Origin of the sequence: Massilia sp. IC2-476 (genome assembly GCF_020707295.1) — a bacterium.
In the GTDB taxonomy this organism is placed as follows: domain Bacteria; phylum Pseudomonadota; class Gammaproteobacteria; order Burkholderiales; family Burkholderiaceae_D; genus Telluria.
The window spans coordinates 79,934-94,417 of sequence record NZ_JAJFER010000008.1 but is presented as its reverse complement, the minus strand read 5'-3'; the positions used below and the strand labels follow the sequence as shown (position 1 = coordinate 94,417).

The 14,484-nt window shown below is 66.2% G+C and carries 11 protein-coding genes; 3 read left to right on the top strand and 8 right to left on the bottom strand.

The features are described from left to right. Nucleotides 1-32: 32 nt before the first annotated feature. The 8 genes from aspS to ubiE all read right to left on the bottom strand — a co-directional run bounded on the left by aspS (nucleotide 33) and on the right by ubiE (nucleotide 7,961). On the bottom strand, nucleotides 33-1,826 hold the full coding sequence (gene aspS, locus LK539_RS19610; protein ID WP_227802938.1) for an aspartate--tRNA ligase: 1,794 nt from the start codon (nucleotides 1,824-1,826) through the stop codon (nucleotides 33-35). Between the two features lie 75 nt (nucleotides 1,827-1,901). Continuing rightward, nucleotides 1,902-2,489, bottom strand: coding sequence for a DUF502 domain-containing protein (locus tag LK539_RS19605; RefSeq protein WP_227802742.1), 588 nt, complete (start codon nucleotides 2,487-2,489; stop codon nucleotides 1,902-1,904). A gap of 61 nt (nucleotides 2,490-2,550) precedes the next feature. Beyond that, nucleotides 2,551-2,862 carry an FmdB family zinc ribbon protein gene (locus tag LK539_RS19600; RefSeq protein ID WP_227802741.1) on the bottom strand — a complete coding sequence of 104 codons (312 nt, stop codon included), beginning with the start codon at nucleotides 2,860-2,862 and terminating at the stop codon, nucleotides 2,551-2,553. A gap of 413 nt (nucleotides 2,863-3,275) precedes the next feature. Next, nucleotides 3,276-3,887, bottom strand: a complete 612-nt coding sequence (locus tag LK539_RS19595; protein WP_227802740.1) for a methyltransferase — start codon at nucleotides 3,885-3,887, stop codon at nucleotides 3,276-3,278. Continuing rightward, nucleotides 3,877-5,460 (bottom strand): ubiquinone biosynthesis regulatory protein kinase UbiB, encoded by a 1,584-nt coding sequence (gene ubiB, locus LK539_RS19590; RefSeq protein ID WP_227802739.1) that lies wholly within the window; start codon nucleotides 5,458-5,460, stop codon nucleotides 3,877-3,879. Before ubiB ends, LK539_RS19595 begins: the two co-directional genes overlap by 11 nt. Further along, nucleotides 5,460-6,095, bottom strand: coding sequence for an SCP2 domain-containing protein (locus tag LK539_RS19585; protein ID WP_227802738.1), 636 nt, complete (start codon nucleotides 6,093-6,095; stop codon nucleotides 5,460-5,462). Before LK539_RS19585 ends, ubiB begins: the two co-directional genes overlap by 1 nt. A 119-nt stretch (nucleotides 6,096-6,214) precedes the next feature. Then, nucleotides 6,215-7,216 carry a Tim44 domain-containing protein gene (locus LK539_RS19580; protein WP_227802737.1) on the bottom strand — a complete coding sequence of 334 codons (1,002 nt, stop codon included), beginning with the start codon at nucleotides 7,214-7,216 and terminating at the stop codon, nucleotides 6,215-6,217. A 10-nt stretch (nucleotides 7,217-7,226) separates the two neighbouring features. Continuing rightward, the gene (gene ubiE, locus LK539_RS19575) at nucleotides 7,227-7,961 is read right to left on the bottom strand and encodes a bifunctional demethylmenaquinone methyltransferase/2-methoxy-6-polyprenyl-1,4-benzoquinol methylase UbiE (protein WP_227802736.1); all 735 of its coding nucleotides are present in this window, start codon (nucleotides 7,959-7,961) and stop codon (nucleotides 7,227-7,229) included. A 149-nt stretch (nucleotides 7,962-8,110) separates the two neighbouring features. Between ubiE and LK539_RS19570 the strand changes: the two genes are divergently transcribed. From LK539_RS19570 to LK539_RS19560, 3 genes are all read left to right on the top strand, one after another. Continuing rightward, the gene (locus LK539_RS19570; protein WP_227802735.1) at nucleotides 8,111-10,321 is read left to right on the top strand and encodes an ATP-binding protein; all 2,211 of its coding nucleotides are present in this window, start codon (nucleotides 8,111-8,113) and stop codon (nucleotides 10,319-10,321) included. A gap of 182 nt (nucleotides 10,322-10,503) precedes the next feature. Further along, complete coding sequence (locus LK539_RS19565) at nucleotides 10,504-11,880, top strand: sigma 54-interacting transcriptional regulator (RefSeq protein ID WP_373889582.1); 1,377 nt, start codon at nucleotides 10,504-10,506, stop codon at nucleotides 11,878-11,880. Nucleotides 11,881-12,211: 331 nt separating this feature from the next. Beyond that, nucleotides 12,212-14,266 carry a hypothetical protein gene (locus LK539_RS19560; protein ID WP_227802733.1) on the top strand — a complete coding sequence of 685 codons (2,055 nt, stop codon included), beginning with the start codon at nucleotides 12,212-12,214 and terminating at the stop codon, nucleotides 14,264-14,266. The last annotated feature ends 218 nt before the right edge of the window (nucleotides 14,267-14,484 follow it).

Below are 14,484 nucleotides of genomic sequence, written 5' to 3'. Positions count from 1 at the left end.
CCGCGCCCGCGTTTATCGAACCCAAGGACCGTTTACGCGACCTTCGGCTCGTTGCGCAGGCGGATGTGCAGTTCCTTGAGCTGCTTCTCGTCGACTTCCGACGGCGCGTTGGTGAGCAGGTCTTGCGCGCGCTGGGTCTTCGGGAAGGCGATCACGTCGCGGATCGACTCGGAGCCGGTCATCAGGGTGATCAGGCGATCCAGGCCGAAGGCCAGGCCACCGTGCGGCGGCGCGCCGTACTGCAGCGCGTCGAGCAGGAAGCCGAACTTCAGCTGGGCTTCTTCGGCGTCGATCTTCAGGGCGCGGAACACCTTGCTCTGCACGTCTTCGCGGTGGATACGGATCGAGCCGCCGCCCAGTTCCCAGCCGTTCAGGACCATGTCGTAGGCCTTGGCGACGCAGGCGCCCGGGTTGGTCTCGAGCATGTCTTCGTGGCCGTCCTTCGGTGCGGTGAACGGGTGGTGGGTGGCGTTCCAGCGGTCGCCGTCTTCGTCGTATTCGAACATCGGGAAGTCGATGACCCACAGCGGCGCCCAGCGGTCTTCGAACAGGCCGGCCTTCTTGCCGAATTCCGAGTGGCCGATCTTCACGCGCAGCGCGCCGATGGCGTCGTTGACGACCTTGGCCTTGTCGGCGCCGAAGAAGATCAGGTCGCCGTCTTCGGCCTTGGTCAGTTCCAGGATCTGGGTCAGCACCTCGTCCGAGATGTTCTTGACGATCGGCGACTGCAGGCCGTCACGGCCCTTGGCCTTCTCGTTGACCTTGATGTAGGCCAGGCCCTTGGCGCCGTAGATGGCGACGAACTGGGTGTAGGCGTCGATTTCCGAACGCGGCATCGAACCACCCTGCGGCACGCGCAGGCCGACCACGCGGCCGCCGGCCATGTTGGCGGCGCTGTTGAACACCTTGAACTCGACCGACTTCATCAGCTCGGTCAGTTCAGTGAATTCCAGCTTGACGCGCATGTCCGGCTTGTCCGAACCGTAGGAGCCCATGGCGGTGGCGAAGTCCATCACCGGGAACGGGTTCGGCAGGTCGATGCCGGCTGCGTTCTTGAAGACGACGCGCATCATGTCTTCGAACAGGTCACGGATTTCCTGCTCGGTCAGGAACGAGGTTTCGCAGTCGATCTGGGTGAATTCCGGCTGACGGTCGGCGCGCAGGTCTTCGTCGCGGAAGCACTTGGTGATCTGGTAGTAGCGGTCGAAGTTGGCGACCATTAGCAGCTGCTTGAACAGCTGCGGCGACTGCGGCAGCGCGAAGAAGTTGCCCGGGTTGACGCGCGATGGCACCAGGTAGTCGCGGGCGCCTTCCGGGGTCGACTTGGTCAGCATCGGGGTCTCGATGTCGATGAAGCCCAGGTTGTCCAGGTACTTGCGGACTTCCATCGACACCTTGTAGCGCAGGCGCAGGTTGTGCTGCATCTGTTGGCGGCGCAGGTCGAGCACGCGGTGGGTCAGGCGGGTGGTTTCCGACAGGTTGTCGTCGTCCAGCTGGAAAGGCACCGGCACCGATGCGTTCAGCACTTCCAGCTTGGTGGTGTTGATCTCGATCTTGCCCGACTTCAGGTTGGCGTTGGCGGTGCCTTCCAGGCGGTTCACCACGGTGCCGGTGATGCGCAGGCAGTACTCGTTGCGCACGTGTTCCGCGGCCTTGAACACCTCGGCGTTATCCGGGTGGCAGACCACCTGCACCAGGCCTTCGCGGTCGCGCAGGTCGATGAAGATCACGCCGCCGTGGTCGCGGCGACGGTGCACCCAGCCGCACAGGCTGACGGTTTGGCCCAGCAGTTCCTCGGTGACGAGGCCGCAGTAGTGAGTACGCATGGAGGACATAGTTTTCGTTCCAGGTTGGTTGGTTCGGTCAAGCCCGAGGGCTGATTCTTGGATGCTGCGTTTTCTTTATTCCGGAGCGACGACGCCCATCGAAACGATGTGCTTGAGTGCCGCGTCCACGGACATGTTCAGTTCGACGACCTTGCTGCGTTCCATCATCAGGAAGAAGCCCGAGGTCGGGTTCGGGGTGGTCGGCACGTACACGCTCACGTAGTCGCCCACCAGGTGATTCTTCACGTCGCCGCCCGGCACACCGGTCAGGAAAGCGATGGTATAGGAATCCGCGTGCGGGTACGGGATCAGCACCGGCGTACGGAACGCGTTGCCCGAGGACGAGAACAGCGTGTCCGACACCTGCTTGACGCTGCCGTACAGCGAGCTCACCACGGGGATGCGCTTCATGATGCGGTCGCCCAGGCGCACGATGTAGCCGCCGACCAGATTGTTGGTCAGCAGTCCGGTGAGAAAGACGATGGCCAGGGTCAGTACCGCGCCGACGCCCGGGATATTGCGGCCGAACATGGCCTGCGGCGTCCAGGATTCCGGCACGAACAGCAGTGACTGGTCCAGCGTGCTGATGATCGCGCTCAGCACCCAGACCGTGATCACCAGGGGCACCAGCACCAGCAAGCCAGTCAGGAAATATTTGCGCATCGAATTCTCTTGTTCTTGTTGGGGCTGCGGCCCTTGCCGGCCGCAGCGTCATTCACCTGCTTCAGGTACTGCTCTTGTCGCCGCCGCTGGCAGCGGCCGGGGCCGGCGTGCTCGCTGCGGGCGTGCTGCTCTCGCTGGACGCGGCTGGAGCCGCGGCCGTGCCGGAGGCGGCGCCGGTGGCCGGCGGGGTGCCGCCACGGAAGTCGGTCACATACCAACCCGTGCCCTTGAGCTGGAAGCCGGCAGCGGTCACCTGCTTTTTGAAGGCTTCCTTGCTGCAGGATGGGCAGACGGTCAGCACCGGGTCAGAAATTTTTTGCAGTACATCTTTGGTAAAACCGCATTCATCGCAGCGGTAGGCGTAGATCGGCATCTGATACTCCGCAAAAATCTTCAAAACCCTGAATTATAAAGCTTTTACGCGCAGCGTTGCCTAATCTGGCTGCAGCAGGCCGCGGCCGGCGCCGCAAGTGCGCTTGGCAGGTGTTGTTTTTCGTCATCGGCACAAGCTGTTTCGTTTGCGCAAGCGCAGGCCCGGGTGATTAAATAGCATCTTTCTTAAGAACATGATGGCAACAGACAAGTTCTGCTGCCCACGGTTAAGAAGAAACAGAAGATTTTGCGCGGTGCTGCACCGCCGCGATCCATACAAGAACACTGCATTTCTCGAGCCCGCTCCATGCGGGCTTTTCTTTTAGCGGCGCTGCCAGCTTCGTAGGGTGGGCAGGTCTCCTGCCCACGCGGTTAGGTGCGCCAGATTACCGCGTGGGCGGAAATCCGCCCACCCTACGGACGGCGCTGCCAGAGCATCCAGCGTTCCTTGCCCGCGAAGATAGGGATCGAATCGCCAACTTCCGCATCCTCGACAAGATCGAAGTACGGGGCCAGCAACACCTCCAGCTCTCTCCGCTCGATCCCAAAAGGCGGACCTTTTATCGTCTGGTCAAAAAAGAAGAAGCCGCCCAGCCTGCCGCCCGGCGCCAGCAGCTCAGCCCAGCGCGCCGCGACCCGCGGCCGCATGCCTGGGGGCAGCGCGCACAGGAAGGCGCATTCGTAGATGAAGTCGAGCGGCCGTTCCGGCTGCCAGGCAAAGAAATCCGCTTCCCGCACCCGCTCGCCCCACTGCCCCGCCAGCACCCTGGCGCGGGCGACGGCTTGCGGGGCGAAGTCGATCGCCGTGGCATCCCAGCCCGCTTCGCACAGGTGGACCAGTTCGTAGGCGCTGCCGCAACCGGGGATCGAGGCCGTCAGAGGCCGCGGGCTGGCGGCGACGAAGTCGCGCAGCGCCTGCGGCACGCCGCCGCGGTCCCAGGGCGTGAACGATGTGGCGAAGCGCTCGTCCCAGAACTGCGGACTGAGCGGATCGCGGCTGGCAAAGCTGGGCGGATCAGCCGCCATGCATCAGGCCGTAGCCGGCAGCGATGCTGCCCGCCAGGACCACCACGCCTGCCAGGAAGACCAGCAGGCGGTTGGTGCGGCGCTGTTCCAGCACCACCATCGCCAGCAGGTCGGTCTGCGACACCGACTGGCCGTGGTGGGTCGTGGTAATGCTGGAATGGGCCTGGCGTTCCAGCGCCTGGTGCACCAGGCGCGGCAGTTGCGGGAAGATGTGGGCGTAACGCGGCGCTTCGGCGCGCAGGCGCTCGACGAATCCCTGCCACCCCATCTGTTCGGACATCCAGCGCTCGAGGTGCGGCCTGGCGGTTTTCCACAGGTCGAGGTCGGGGTCGAGCTGGCGGCCCAGGCCTTCGATGTTGAGCAGGGTCTTCTGCAGCAGCACCAGCTGCGGCTGGACTTCGACGTTGAAGCGGCGCGAAGTCTGGAACAGGCGCAGCAGGATCTGGCCGAAGGAAATGTCCTTCAATGGACGGTCGAAGATCGGCTCGCAGCAGGCGCGCACCGCCGACTCCAGTTCATCGACGCGGGTGTCGCGCGGCGCCCAGCCCGATTCGATGTGGGCCTCGGCCACGCGCTTGTAGTCGCGGCGGAAGAAGGCCAGGAAGTTTTGCGACAGGTAATCCTTGTCGAAATCGTTCAGGGTGCCGACGATGCCGAAGTCGAGCGCGATGTAGCGGCCGAAGGTTTCCTTCTCGACCGAGACCAGGATGTTCCCCGGGTGCATGTCGGCGTGGAAGAAGCCGTCGCGAAAGACCTGGGTAAAGAAGATCTCGACGCCGTCGCTCGACAGTTTTTTCAGGTCCACGCCCTCGGCCGCCAGGCGGTCGATCTGCGACACCGGGATGCCGCGCATGCGTTCCATGACGATCACGCTGCTCGAGCAATAGTCCCAATACATCTCGGGGACCATCAAGAGATTCGAGTCGGCGAAGTTGCGGCGCAGCTGGCTGGCGTTGGCCGCTTCGCGCATCAGGTCGAGTTCGTCGTGCAGGTATTTGTCGAACTCGGCGACCACTTCGCGCGGCTTCAGGCGGCGGCTCTCAGCCCAGACCTTCTCGATCAGGCCGGCGGCCATGTCCATCAGCGCCAGGTCTTCGTCGATGGTCTTGCGCATGCCGGGACGCAGCACTTTCACGGCGACTTCCAGTCCGTTCTTCAGGGTCGCGAAGTGCACCTGGGCGATCGAGGCCGAGGCTACCGGCACCCGGTCGAAGCTGGCGAAGAGCTGGTCGGGATGGGCGCCGAGCGCCTCGGTAATCTGGGCCACCGCCAGGTCGGAATCGAAAGGCGGCACCCGGTCCTGCAGCAGCGACAGCTCGTCGGCAATGTCTTGCGGCATCAGGTCGCGCCGGGTCGACAGCACCTGGCCAAACTTGATGAAGATCGGGCCCAGCTCTTCCAGCGCCATGCGCAGGCGGATCGCGCGCGGCGAGGTGATGCGGCGCCAGAAGAACACGGTATTCATAAAGCGTGCGGTCCGCGGGGCATGCAGGCTGGTGACCGCGATTTCGTCGAGACCGTACTTGGTCGCGACGGCCAGGATTTTCAGCAGGCGCAGGAATTTCAATATCATCAGTTATCCGGACTCAGTATCAGGCTCGGTGCAGCGCTCTGCGCGAGGCGCTGCTCCAGTCGGGCGATGCGCTTGGCGGTGCGCTCGACGTCGTCGCGCAGCCGCACCACGTCGGCTGCGAATTCGTTGACCGCACTCGGGCGGACCAGGACCGGCCGCTCTTCCAGCAGGAATTCGGCCACATTCTCGGCCAGGCGGCGGCCGGCGCCCAGCACGCCATTGGCGGCGCCGCGCGTGCCCTGCACCAGGTGGCGCGCGCCGAGCGGGCCGACGATGCGTTCCAGGTCGTACTCGGCATCCCAGCGCAGGCCTTTCGACAGCGAGGAGATGGTATTGGCGAACTCGGCGTCGCCTTCGATCTTCACGTAGGAAAAGGCGCGGTCGCGGTTCTGGGCGATCAGCGGCAGGTCGCTCAGCTTGACGCGGATGGTCACGCTCGGGCGGCTATCGGCCGTACCGGCTTCGAGCATGCCGTCGCGCGCCACGCGCAGGCGCAGCTTGAGCTGGCCCATGTCGATGCAGGCTTCCTTGCCGGCATGACGGACGAGCGCTTCCCGCGCCCAGGGCTCCTGGGCGAGCAGATGGTTGATCGTGGCAACGGCGGGCGTCGCCAGCATGGCGGAACTCGGGAACATGGCAGCGAACATCAAACGCGTGTTAATCAAAAAAAACCGCCCGGGGTTAAGTCGGGCGGTTCGATCTTACCAGTTTGCCGGGTACAAACCCGGCAGCACAGGAATTATCTGAAAAATAATTACGCCACCTGTTGAATGCCGGCCAGTACCCAACCGCCTTGACCGTTCAGTGGCTTGGACATGTTCCACACTTCCACGAAAGGCTCGGCCGGTGCGTTCTGGGCAGTACGGATCATGCCGTTGAACTGCACGCTGGCCAGGTAGTCGGTGGCGGTGGTCTCGATGCCCAGCAGCTGGCCCTCGATCGACACCACGTCGGTGAAGTCGGTGGCGCCATTGCGCTCCTGGATCTGCATCTTCAGCTCGGCGAACACTTCCGGCGTGGTGAACTCGCGCAGGTCGTTGGTATCGCCACGGTCCCAGGCGGCCTGCATGCGGATGAACGAGGCTTTCGCATGGCGCAGGAAGGCGTCCTGGTCGAAGTCGCCCGGCACACCCCACTGGTTGTGCATGACCGGTGCGGCGGCGCCCGGCTTGTTCAGCGACACGCCGCTGCTGCCGAAGCCATTGTTCTGGAAGCCAGCCGGCTGGCGCAGGCCAGAGCCGATCTCCGGCGTGGCCGCGCCATTGCCCGCATAGCTGTTCGGGCTGGCGCCGGCCGGCACCGGGTTGGTGTAGCCGCCACCGAAGGCCGGGTTGGCCGGGGTGTCCTTGCGGCGGAACATGCGCACCACGAACAGTACGGCCAGTGCCAGCAGGCCGATCATGAGGATCGCCGAGATCGCGCTCGCCAGCGCGCCGCCGATGCCGAAGTGCGACAGCAGCGCGCCCAGGCCGAGGCCCAGCAGGGCGCCGCCCAGGATGCCCTTCCACATGCCGGAGCGCTGGGTGGTGCGCGCCGCGGCGGCGGCACCAGCGGCGCCGGCGGTGGCGGGCACGGCGCTCGGTGCACGCTGCTGCTGGAAGCCTGGAGTCGGCGCAGGCGCCGGGGCCGGCATCTGGCGCACGGCCTGCGACTGGCGGCCGAAGGAACGCTTGCTGCCCATCGGGCGGGCGGTGGCTTCCGCGATCATCGAGACCGCGGTAATTGCCAGGACCATCGTTGCCACGAATTTTTTCATCTCTGCTTCCTTACAATTTAATGCCAGTGTGCAATGCGGCCACACCCGCCGTCAGGTTGTGATACTGGACCCGCTCCAGTCCCGCATCCAGCATCATGGACTTCAGGGTTTCCTGGTCCGGATGCATGCGGATCGATTCCGCCAGATAACGGTAGCTTTCGGCGTCGCCGGCGATCTTCTGGCCCAGCCACGGCAGCACCGAGAACGAATACAGGTCGTAGGGCTTCTGCAGCGGCGCGATGACCTTCGAGAACTCGAGCACAAGCAGCTTGCCGCCGGGCTTCAGGACGCGGCGCATTTCCGCCAGTGCCTGGTCCTTGTGGGTCATGTTGCGCAGGCCGAAGGCCACGCTGACGCGGTCGAAGTAATTGTCCGGGAACGGCAGCTTCTCGGCGTCACACAACAAAGTTGGGGTCACCAGGCCCTTATTCAATAGTCTATCCCGGCCCACGCGCAGCATCGACTCGTTGATGTCGGTGAGCCAGACCTCGCCGGTGCGCCCCGCCTGCTTGGCGAAGGCCTTGGCCAGGTCACCGGTGCCGCCGGCGATGTCGAGCACCTTGAAACCAGGGCGCACGCCCGCCTGCGCGATGGTGAACATCTTCCAGGCGCGGTGCAGGCCGGCCGACATCAGGTCGTTCATGACGTCGTATTTCGAGGCGACCGAATGGAAGACCTTGGCGACTTCCTGGACCTTCTGGTCCTCGGCGACGGTCTTGTAGCCGAAGTGGGTGGTATTCGTCATATGAGCAGGCAGGTTGGGGTTGCCACATTATACAAGGTGACCAGAAACGGCCGCGCCGTGGCGGCGGCACACGATTGGCAAGCTTTCAGAAATAATAATTGCCTCTTGTATAATCCTCAAATTGCACAGATTCCTCTGCAGCCGCTTTCATGCGCATCCGTACCCGCCTGCTGATCCTGGTTCTCTCGATCCTGGTGCCCTCCTTTATTGCGGCGGCGCTGGCGGTAAGCTACGTCTATCGCGAGGAGCAGAAGTCGCAGACCCAGAGCGTGGCCGAAGCCACGCGCGGCTTCGCCATGCTGGTCGACAACGAGCTGCGCGGGCGCGCAGCGATCCTGCGCACCCTGGCCGAGTCACCGACGCTACGCGACGGCCGCCTCGACAAGTTCTACGATTACGCCCGGCGCGTGGCGCCGGGACGCGAGTCGGTCATCGTGCTGAGCGATCTGGAGGGACGCCAGCTGGTCAATACCCGCCAGGCCTTCGGCGCGGCACTGCCGCAACGGCGCTCGTCGAACATTGGTACGCTGATGCAGCGCGACGGCGCCGACCGCACCCATGTTTCCGACCTGTTCATGGCGCCGATCGGAAAACGCTACGACTATACGATCCAGGTACCGGTCCGGATCGACGGCGCTACCCGCTACTACCTCCTGATGGGTGTGAACGTGGCCACCCTGCAACCGCTGCTCGACCGCCAGGACTTTCGCAGCGACTGGACCGCAACCGTCGTCGACCGCGCTGGCGTGGTGCTGGCCCGTTCGCGCCAGCCGGAACAGTTCGTCGGCAAACAGGTGCGCGCCTACAGCCGCAAGCTGATCAACGCTACAAAGGAAGGGGTATACGAAAGCCGCACCCTGGATGGCATCGACGTGCGCGCCTTCTTCAGCACCGTGCCCTCGGCCGAATGGAAAGTGCTGGTCAGCATTCCCGTGAGCGAGATCCGGCGCGTGCCGCTGCAGGCGGCCGCCATGCTGGCCGGCCTGATGACGGCCCTGCTGGCGGCCGGCGTGCTGGCCGCGCGCTCGCTGGGACGACGGGCCATCGGCCCGATCGAATACCTGGGCCGCAGCGCCGATGCGCTCGGCCAGGGCAAGGAACTGGGCTACGAAGCGCAGGGCCTGGCCGAGATCGACAACGTCGCGGCGCGCATGGCCGACGCCTCGCGCCAGATCCGCCAGTCGCAGGACGAACTCGAGCGCCGCGTGACCGAGGCGGTGGCCGCCACCGAACGCGCGCAGGGCGCCCTGCTCAAGTCGCAGAAGCTGGAAGCGCTGGGCCGTCTGACCGGCGGCATCGCGCACGAATTCAACAACCTGCTGCAGACCCTGAGCACGGCGCTGCAGCTGGCCGACATGAAGAACCGGGACGACAAGGTGCGCGGCCTGATCCAGACCTGCAAGAAGACCGTGCAGCGCGCCACAGCCCTCACCGGCCAGCTCGGTTCCTTCGGCCGCATCCAGGAAGCGCGCCGCGAAACGGTCGACGCCTGCCAGCAGCTGCGCAGCGCGCGCCAGCTGATGAGCGGCGCCCTGCGCGCGGACATCGAACTGCAGATCGAGTGCGACGAGCCGGCCTGGCCTGTGCTGGTCGAGCCCCTGCAGTTCGACCTTGCCCTGCTGAACCTGGCGGTGAATGCGCGCGACGCCATGCCCTCCGGCGGCGTGCTGCGCATCGAGGCGCGCAACCTGACCCTGGCGCAGCCGCCGGGCCAGCTGGCGCCGGGCGACTACGTACGGGTATCGGTAAGCGACACCGGCAGCGGCATGGCGCCCGAGGTGCTGGCGCGCGCGCTCGACCCCTTCTACACCACCAAGAGCCAGGGCCAGGGCACCGGCCTCGGGCTGCCGCAGGCCTATGCCTTCGCGCTGCAGTCGCAGGGCCTCTTGCAGCTCGACAGCACGCCCGGCCACGGCACCCGGGTCGAGATCTACCTGCCGCGCGCCCCACAGCCGGCGGCCACACCGGGCGCTGCGCCGACCCACGCGCCCCTGCCGCGCGGGCGCGGCAGCGTGCTGTTCGTCGAGGACGACGCACTGGTGCGCGAAGCGGTCGCGCATGCGCTCGAGGAAGCCGGCTTCGAGGTGCTGGTCGCCCACGACGGCGAACAGGCGGTCGCCCTGCTCGACGCCGGCGCCCGGCCCGCCGTGGTGTTTTCCGACATCGTCATGCCGGGCACGGTCAGCGGCATCGACCTGGCCGCCATCGTGCGCCAGCGCGATCCCGCGCTGCCGGTGGTGCTAGCTACCGGATATACCGAAAAACAGCCTTCCCTGCCCGGGGTCCAGGTCCTGGCCAAGCCCTACCCGATCGAACGCCTGGTGGCCTTGCTGGCGAGCGTTTCCGCATACCCCAATTGAGGTAAATACTGTAAGGCATTGATTCCTGTAGGAATTTATGCGATGCGGATTACCAACTCTACAATATTTGTGCGCCCAAAAGCCTTAGGTTCTGGTTAAATGTACCTAAAGCGGTGTCGGAGAATCCGGCAAATCCCTCCCAGTGTTTTTCTTACAGAATGCTTGGGAGTCCGGCCGACAGCGTGGCCTGCATTACCGGTATAACGAATAACAACGAGGTCAATGTGTCGGTCAAACGACTCTTATGCATTACGAGTGAGGGTAACGCGGGCGTGCGCTCGGCCTGCGGCGATTTGCAGGGCTGGGACGTGTGCATCGTGGACAGTATCCAGGCTGCGCGCAAGGTGCTGGCACAGCAGCACTATCCGGTTGGCCTGCTGTTCGACGGCGACGGCAGCCTCGAGCACGACGACACCGACCGTTTCCTGCAGCAGCATCACCAGGTGCGCTGGATCGGTGTCTTCAATGTCGATCTGCTGCACCGGCCGCAGTTGCGCCATGCCATTGCAAATCACTTGTACGATTTCCACACGCGTCCGGTCGACACGGTACGGCTGCATCACTCGCTCGGCCACGCCCATGGCATGGCGATGCTGGCGAGATCGACGCCAGCGCACCTGAGGACGGCCACCACGCGCCGCATCGATGGCCAGTCTGTCGCGATCCGACGCCTGCGCGCCCATATCGACAAGATCGCGGCGGTCGACGCGCCGGTGCTGATCTCCGGTGAAAGCGGCAGCGGCAAGGAACTGGCGGCGCAGGAAATCCATGCCCAGTCGCCTCGTGCAGGTGGGCCATTTATCGCCATCAACTGCGCGGCGATTCCACCCTCGCTGATCCATTCCGAACTGTTCGGTTATGAACGTGGAGCCTTTACCGGCGCCGCCAAGGACAAGCCTGGCCTGATCGAGGCAGCCTCCGGCGGCAGCATCTTCCTGGACGAGATCGGCGACCTGCCGCTTGACCTCCAGGCCAGCCTGCTGCGCTTTTTGCAGGAACGCACGATCTACCGTGTCGGCGGCACCCGGACGGTGGCGGTCGATGCGCGTGTGATCGCCGCCAGCCATGTCGACCTGCCGAAGGCGGTGGCCGAAGGGCGCTTCCGCGAAGACCTGTACTACCGTCTGAGCGTGTTCCCGATCCGCGTACCGCCGCTGCGCGAGCGCAAGGACGACCTGCCGATGCTGACCGAGATCATCTTCAACAAGTATGCGGACGAGAAAAGCCCGCAACTGAAGGGCATCAGCAAGCAGGCGCTGCGCGCCATGGCCCAGCATGACTGGCCGGGCAATATCCGCGAACTGATCAACCGCATGCGGCGCGCCATGGTGCTGGCCGAGAACCGCCTGATCATGCCGGAAGACCTGGAGCTGGCGCCGCAGGAAGACGCCATCATCCTGCGCGAAGGCCTGGACAACTCGCGCGGCAGCGCCGAACGTACCGCTATCTGGAACAGCCTGGCCAAGTGCGGCAACAACATCAGCCAGGCGGCGCGCGACCTCGGTGTCTCGCGCATGACGCTGTACCGTCTGATGGCCAAGCATTCCATCGCGCCTTGACCCGTCCGGGTTTCCTCCTCATTTCCTACATACACATCCAAGCGCCCTAGCGGCGCTTGGGGGCGTTCGCCCCGCATGCTGTTACAGCTTGATACAGTCTGGTGACAATTTACTCCGAAGTGTCACAGCCTTGAGACAGGCTTTCGTTCACTAGTTGAATCGCCCCATCAATTCAGTCCTACAAACTTGCTGAGCATAAAAATGCTCAGGCTAATCAAGGACTTGGGGGTGGAATTAGAAGCTGGCACGCAACCTGCTAGAGCGTACATGGACCGGCCTGACACGACGCCGGGCATTTCAACTTTCAGTGACACATAAAGGGGAGTAACAGATGAAGCGCACACTTCTGGCGACCGCGATCGCACTGGCATTCGGCATGGCCCACGCACAAGATGGCAACACGGCCGGCGACGTCCGCCGTGGCAATAACCAGACTCAAACCACTGACCAGAGCAACAACTCGGATAACCGCGATTCCTCGGGCCAGAACCGTAGCAGCGGCGACGCCCGGGCAAGCGCTGCAGGCGCCGCCTCGGCCAACAACAACGGCAACGCCTCCTCCTCGGTCACCGGTTCGTACAACACCTCGACCGCCAGCTCGATCAGCACCCTGGAAGGCCGTGCAGCGAACAACACCGTCAACACCATCGGCAACTACGCCGAGAACGGCGCAGCCGCAAGCGGCGCGGCAGGCACCGGCGCGGAAGGCGGTAGCGCCAACGGCGGCAACGCCAATGGCAACAACGGCGGCGACAGCGGCGCAGCGCGCGGCGGCAACGGCGCCGCGGGCGGCGACGGCGGCAACGCCACCAGCGGCGCCTCGACCAGCGGCAACGCTTCGGCTGCCGCGGCACGCGGCGGTGAAGGCGGTGCCGGCGGCACCACCGGCAATGCCCGTACCGGCGCCGGCGGCGACGGCGCCATGGGCGGCGACGGCGGCCGCGGTGCGGCAGGCGGCACCGGCGGCCGTGGCGCGGCAGGCGGCACCGGCGGCGAAGGCGGCGGCGGCAACCTGGGCGGCAACGGCGCCGCAGGCGGCGACGGCGGCCGCGGCGGCAACGCGGACGCTACCGGCGGCCGTGGCGGCAATTCGACGGCCACCGGCGGTATTGGCGGCAACGGCGATGCTACCGGCGGCGCAGGCGGCGCAGGCGGCGCGGGCGGTGCCGGCAGCGGCGGCGCGGGTGGCGACGGCATGGGCGGCGCAGGCGGCTCGAGCGGCCGTGTGGCAGGCGGCAATGGCGGCGGCAACGCCGACGTGAACGGCGGCTCCGGCAGCGCCGGCGGCACCTCGAACGGCATCGGCGGCGCCGGCGGTACGGGTGGCGAAGGCGGCGCTGGAGGCGCCAGCGGCAGCGCCACCGGCTCGGGCCAGGGCGCCAACAGCAACGCGAGCAGCGGCAGCGCCGGCAGCGGCGCCAACACCGCGACCGGCGGCGGCAGCAGCGGCGGCGAAGGCAGCGGCGGCGGCAACGCGGACACCAACAGCGGCGGCGCCACCTCGGGCACCGCCACCGGCGGCGCCGCGACCAACACGGCAGGCGCATCCACCTCGGGCGAAGGCGGCGCCGGCGCGGCAGGCGGCAACGGCGCTGCGGGCGGCGAAGGCAGCTCGACCGGCGGCGCGGGCGCGGCCGGCGGTGCTGCCAGCGGCGGCCAGGGCGGCGCAGGCGGCAGCCTGTCGGGCACCGGCGGTGAAGGCGCCACCGGCACCGGCGGCACCGGCGCGACCGGCACCGGCGGCAGCGGCGCAGCAGGCGCAGCCGGCGGCGAAGGCGGCTCGACCGGCGGCGCAGGCGCAGCCGGCACCTCGACCGGCGGCGCAGGCGCCGAAGGCACCTCCACCGGCGGCGCAGGCGCAGCCGGCGGTACCGGCGGTGCGGGCGCTGAAGGCGGTGCCGGCGGCACCGGCGCGGCAGGCGGCGAAGGCGGTGCCGGCGCGGCAGGCGGCACGGGTGGTTCCGGCGCGGCAGGCGGCACCGGCGGCGCAGGCGGCGCCAGCGGCGCTGCTTCCAACACCGCTGGTGAAGGCGGCGCAGGCGGCGAAGCCACCGGCGGCAGCGCGACCAGCGGCTCGGCTACCTCGGGCGGTGCAACCGGCGGCAACGGCGCTGCCGGCGGTGCAGGCGGCAGCAACACCTCGGGTGAAGGCGGCGCAGGCGGCGCCAACACCGGCGGCGCTGCCACCGGCGGCAACGGCGGTTCGGGTACCGGCGGCAACGGCGGCAGCCAGGACGTGAGCACCGGCGCCTTCAACATGTCGAACGCAATGTCGGGCGTCGCCCAGACCGCTGCCGGCGTGTCGGTGATCAGCCAGAACGGCGGCTTCACCTCGCTGGTCCAGCAGAGCGTCAACGTTCAGTCGAACATGAACGTCGGCCAGTAACAGCACGACGGCCGCACGGCGCCAGCCGTGCGGCTTCCGATGCCGCAGGCCTGCGCCTGCGGCCATCACGGAGCGGGACCTTGCGTCCCGCTTTGTCATCTTCGGCAAATCCTGCCTGCTTTCCGCACGCCTGCCCTGGCGCCGCAAGCCACTTTTCCCCGCCAACCGGCTTCAGCTTTTCCTACATCCTCACAGCAAGCGTTCTGAACACCTCAGCT

Excerpts from the sequence above, each read along its gene's own strand:
- aspS (WP_227802938.1), bottom strand. The coding sequence starts at position 1,826 with ATGCGTACTCACTACTGCGGCCTCGTCACCGAGGAACTGCTGGGCCAA.
- LK539_RS19605 (WP_227802742.1), bottom strand. The coding sequence starts at position 2,489 with ATGCGCAAATATTTCCTGACTGGCTTGCTGGTGCTGGTGCCCCTGGTG.
- LK539_RS19600 (WP_227802741.1), bottom strand. The coding sequence starts at position 2,862 with ATGCCGATCTACGCCTACCGCTGCGATGAATGCGGTTTTACCAAAGAT.
- LK539_RS19595 (WP_227802740.1), bottom strand. The coding sequence starts at position 3,887 with ATGGCGGCTGATCCGCCCAGCTTTGCCAGCCGCGATCCGCTCAGTCCG.
- ubiB (WP_227802739.1), bottom strand. The coding sequence starts at position 5,460 with ATGATATTGAAATTCCTGCGCCTGCTGAAAATCCTGGCCGTCGCGACC.
- LK539_RS19585 (WP_227802738.1), bottom strand. The coding sequence starts at position 6,095 with ATGTTCCCGAGTTCCGCCATGCTGGCGACGCCCGCCGTTGCCACGATC.
- LK539_RS19580 (WP_227802737.1), bottom strand. The coding sequence starts at position 7,216 with ATGAAAAAATTCGTGGCAACGATGGTCCTGGCAATTACCGCGGTCTCG.
- ubiE (WP_227802736.1), bottom strand. The coding sequence starts at position 7,961 with ATGACGAATACCACCCACTTCGGCTACAAGACCGTCGCCGAGGACCAG.
- LK539_RS19570 (WP_227802735.1), top strand. The coding sequence starts at position 8,111 with ATGCGCATCCGTACCCGCCTGCTGATCCTGGTTCTCTCGATCCTGGTG.
- LK539_RS19560 (WP_227802733.1), top strand. The coding sequence starts at position 12,212 with ATGAAGCGCACACTTCTGGCGACCGCGATCGCACTGGCATTCGGCATG.